At 34.3% G+C, this 4,467-nt stretch carries 3 protein-coding genes and 1 pseudogene; all 4 read right to left on the bottom strand.

Annotated features, from left to right (window positions below):
• Positions 1-416 (bottom strand): annotated as a pseudogene (locus QZN27_RS08985) (hypothetical protein); the annotation flags it as partial.
• 812 nt (positions 417-1,228) lie between these two features.
• Positions 1,229-2,038 (bottom strand): hypothetical protein, encoded by an 810-nt coding sequence (locus QZN27_RS08980; RefSeq protein WP_296786638.1) that lies wholly within the window; start codon positions 2,036-2,038, stop codon positions 1,229-1,231.
• Positions 2,039-2,055: 17 nt separating this feature from the next.
• Positions 2,056-2,628 carry a transglutaminase family protein gene (locus QZN27_RS08975; RefSeq protein ID WP_296786636.1) on the bottom strand — a complete coding sequence of 191 codons (573 nt, stop codon included), beginning with the start codon at positions 2,626-2,628 and terminating at the stop codon, positions 2,056-2,058.
• A gap of 601 nt (positions 2,629-3,229) precedes the next feature.
• Positions 3,230-4,150 carry a transcription initiation factor IIB gene (locus QZN27_RS08970; protein WP_296786643.1) on the bottom strand — a complete coding sequence of 307 codons (921 nt, stop codon included), beginning with the start codon at positions 4,148-4,150 and terminating at the stop codon, positions 3,230-3,232.
• Positions 4,151-4,467 lie beyond the last annotated feature (317 nt).

Genomic DNA, 4,467 nt, shown 5'->3' with positions numbered 1-4,467 from the left:
GTATAGATTGCCCCACCTTTTTCGGCATTACCGTTGATTAGGATTAAATCGTTTATTGTTACGTTGTTTCCAGTAATGTTGAATATTCTTGATTGGTTTTTTGCGTCAATTGTACGGCCGTTACCGTTGAGTACAAAATTGTCCTTAGCAATAGCAATTCCGTTTTTGTTGTCAGTTTTATTGTTGAACGCATAGTCTTTATTTAAATCTAAAGACGTACCCGTGTTTTTTATTTCATCAGTCAAGTTACTGAATGAGTTTTCTCCTGTCGTATAAACGTCATTTTCTGTAATTTCTAAAGGAACCTCATCCGCATCCGATATGATATCCTCGGAAATGGTGTCAGTTGCACTAACCGCACCAACCATAAGAATGGCCAGGATTAAACCCATTACAAGCATGTATTTAAACTTCATATTTAAACATTTGAAAACAATATATAATAAAATTTAAGATTTACTATAATGTTTAAAAACTAAATTTAGCAATGTGTAACATGATTGAACCACCCCATCCTATAGAGGATAGGGATTCCTGAATTTTTTTCACATAAAAACACCTATAGTTAAAATATTATATTAGTGTTTTAGAATTGAATATTTTCATTCTAAACTATTTAAATTTTGTTATTTTTTAAAATAAATATTGTTCTGAGCGTGTAAAATTGTTTTAGTAATAGAATATTGTTTTAACTTAAAATTAGGCCAAATAAAAACATTTATATATTTTGGATATTTAAAATATTATTTGACATCTTATGATGTTGGTGGCAAAATGCTAACCTATAGTTATGTATGTTGAATAGGGATGTGTCAAAATTTGTTTAACAAATTTATCCTTATTCAATCTTAAAAATCTTGTTTTTCAATGTTTTTCACTCAAATTTCAAGAGATATTATCATGACTAAAACTCAAAATCGATAAAAAGTTAATGTTATACCAACACTATACAAAATATAATCACTCACCTAAAACAGCCAAAACAGCCATAAAAAAATAATTAATTAAAAAACTGTTTTAATGATAATAAGAATGAATAATAATTTATTAAGCCATTTAATAACCAATACTAAGTTATTATGTGCTGAAATAAATATTAAAGTTTAATAGATATTATAAAGACCATAAATCATTTAAAAAGGATTTTTGCCCGTATACTATACAAAATATAATGTAATTTTGGCTCCTACACCATACTTTACAGATAATAACATTGAAATAGTTATGGCTAATCGCAAATGTTTTTTAAAGCAATAATCAAATGATTCATGAAATCATCTCTTGTTTTTTCATCCAGCTCCAGAATAGATAAGTAAGGATTTAAATCCTCAAGCTCCACCAATAGCAATTCGCCGTCTTTTGTCCTGCAGGCATCCACTCTTTGGATTCCGTTTTCAATATCATTCCAAGCAATGAATTTTTCTGCAAACTCCTTATCATCTTGGCAGAATTCATAGTTTTCAAGTTCCCAACGTTTGTCCTTATCCGGAGCATATAATGCATATTCCAAGCTGTCATTAATGAAATAGAACGATACCTCATATTCAAAGTCAATTGCCGGTTGTATTAACATGTTCACGAGGTCTTTTTCAAATAATTCACTCTTTGTTAGAAATTCCAGACCTATTGAATCCGCACCATCCTTCGGTTTAATGACATATCTTTCACAATCCGGAAGCAGATTTATGTTTTCAAGATCATCAATGGTTGGAATAACAGGATAATCCTCTAATGTCAAATCCAAAAGGTATTGTTTGCCTTTCATATCAGCCTTGCCCACAAACTCATTGAAAGTCCGGATATTGTTTGAAGTTACCCTTTCAACAAAAGACTCATACTCCTCCTCAAAACCACTTACAGGACCGGTATTTCTAAAAACGATTAAATCCACATCGTTTTCAAAATCCTTTGAGTTTTTCGGATGGCACAATGCAATGTCAAAATGTTCCTTTAATATATCTGTAACATATAAATCCTCTTCAAAATAATTCCTGCCTTTGGCTTCATAGTACAAATCAGTTAAATACAGTATTTTCATGTTTATTTCCTCCATTACTAAAACTCAAAGTCTGTTGAGATTTCAAATATGCTTTCACATTCATTCAGGATATTAATCAACCGTTCATCCAAATCGGAGTGATTGTCATGATAATCAATTTCACCCAATTCACTTCTAATTGAATAGGCCAAACATTCTTCATCCAAGCTGAACTGTGCATTTACATTTTCTTTATTTCCCCGAGCATCAAGCCTGATCCATTTATTCAAATCTTTTATATACACAGTGTTTAAGGCATGAATCATATAACCTTCACTTGCATCATCTGCTCTTGTAAGCAGCTGATAACTGATGCCTGATGGAATCTGATTTGCTCTTAGCAGTGCTGCAAGAAGGCATGATTTTGTCCAGCAGATTCCCGTTTTATTTTTAAGCACATCATTGGCAGTTCTTGAAACTACCTCTGCTTTAATGTCCCATGAATGGGGAATTTCATCCCTAACAAAGATGTAACTTCGTTTTATATAATTCAAAGTATCTCCAGATTTATCCCTTAATTCCCGAACCTTATCTTGAATAAGGGGATTCATATAATCAATACTTGTTGTTTCCATCAAATAATCTTCCATGTGATTTCACCATTTATTATAATGGATTAAAACTAAAATAAAATAATAATATTCATTTATAAATTTAAAAAACTTTTTAAAAGGGATTTTGCCCGTATACTAACTCTCTTGAATCATTGCTAGAATACCCTTCGCTCCTCGAGTAACCCTCGAAACGGGCAGCCTATCCAACGCTGGGTTTCTCCTAATCATCGACAGTATCAACTTCCCTCATAGAAGGACCGTAGGCATTGGTCAAAAAATGATACGACAATAATAGTATGTTAAAAATGATATTTAATCATTTCTTAAAAAAAAATAAACACCAAGATAAAATCTTGATGCGTGTTTCACTCCCCTGTGGTGTATCGGATTATGTACGATTGCCCCAACTGTGCAGTCCCGTGTTCAGAGATGAAATTAGAATTTCACCAAGAGCAATTTAAACAATGTGATGAAATATGAATCAAAAAATAATTTAAATCTATAAAATACTCAAATATGAACAAAACGAACTACATAATCATATAACCCAAATACAAACGCTCATAAAAACACAATTCCAACATATAACTGTAAACCATCCAAAAAAAAATAAAAAATATTGATTGATCGGGCAAACTTAAAGGGATACTCCCAAATCAACCTGTTCGGATATTTCCTTATACCTGTTTCTGATAGTGACCTCGGTGATGCCTGCAATCTCAGCAATGTCCCTTTGGGTTTTCCTCTCACCCAATAAGATGGATGAAATATACAATGCTGTAGCGGCTATGCCGGTCGGTCCCTTTCCATTGAGAACACCGCAGCTTTTTGCCTTGTTGATAATTTCAATCGCCTTGGACTCGACCATCCCAGACAATCCCAGCTTGCTTGCAAAGCGAGGAATATAATCTGACGGGGAAGTCGGCCTCAATTTGATTTTCAGCTCTCTTGACAGAAATCTGTAGTTTTTGCCGACCTGCTTTTTGGAAACGCTGGACACATCAGACATCTCATCCAATGTGCGCGGAATGTTATTGCGCCTGCAGGCCATATAAAGACTTGCTGCAACCATGCTTTCAATGCTTCTTCCACGGATAAGTTTCATGCGGGCTGCATCTCTATAAATCTTGGCAGCATCCTCACGGATGGAACGCGGAATTCCCAAACTTGAGGATTCACGGTCAAGCTCTCCTAAAGCAAATGCCAGATTTCTCTCACCTGCATTGGAAATTCTCAACCTCCTATTCCATTTCCTCACACGTTGCATCTGCGCCCTATTATTTTCAGGAATGTTGCGGCCATTGCTATCCTTATTTTTCCAATCGATAATGGTGCTCAAACCCTTATCAGATATGGTATAAGTCGATGGCGCACCGGTTCTGGCACGTTTATCTCTCTGTTCATGATCAAAAGCCCTCCATTCAGGACCTTGATCTATTTGAAATTCATCCAAAACTACCCCGCAATGAGCGCAATAGATTTCAGCCCTTTGGCTGTCTTCACGTAAGTCAGTTGAATTGCATTCAGGGCATTGCTGTTTTACATCAGCAGCAAGAATACTTTTTTGTTTAAGTTCCCTATTTGGAACGGTGGCTATGGTTGTTATATTATCATCCTCCTTTAAGGATCGTGGATTAAATCCAAAATATAAGTTTTCAACAAACTAGGACCAATTAATAAAGGATAAAAAAAAAGTTTAATTAGTCAATACATGCTTTTTAAGTTTTTAACGGTAGGTTGTATAAATTCAGGTACGGTGATATTATAATATAATGAGCTTGCAGCGAAATGAAATTCCCATAGAAAACCATAGTACACAAACAAAACGCAAAAAGACTTCACTACTGGGATCGAAACGAGTCCAGGTATAACCCT

The sequence above is a fragment of the uncultured Methanobrevibacter sp. genome (genome assembly GCF_900316895.1).
Classification (GTDB): domain Archaea; phylum Methanobacteriota; class Methanobacteria; order Methanobacteriales; family Methanobacteriaceae; genus Methanocatella.
This window is presented reverse-complemented; position numbering and strand designations above follow the sequence as displayed.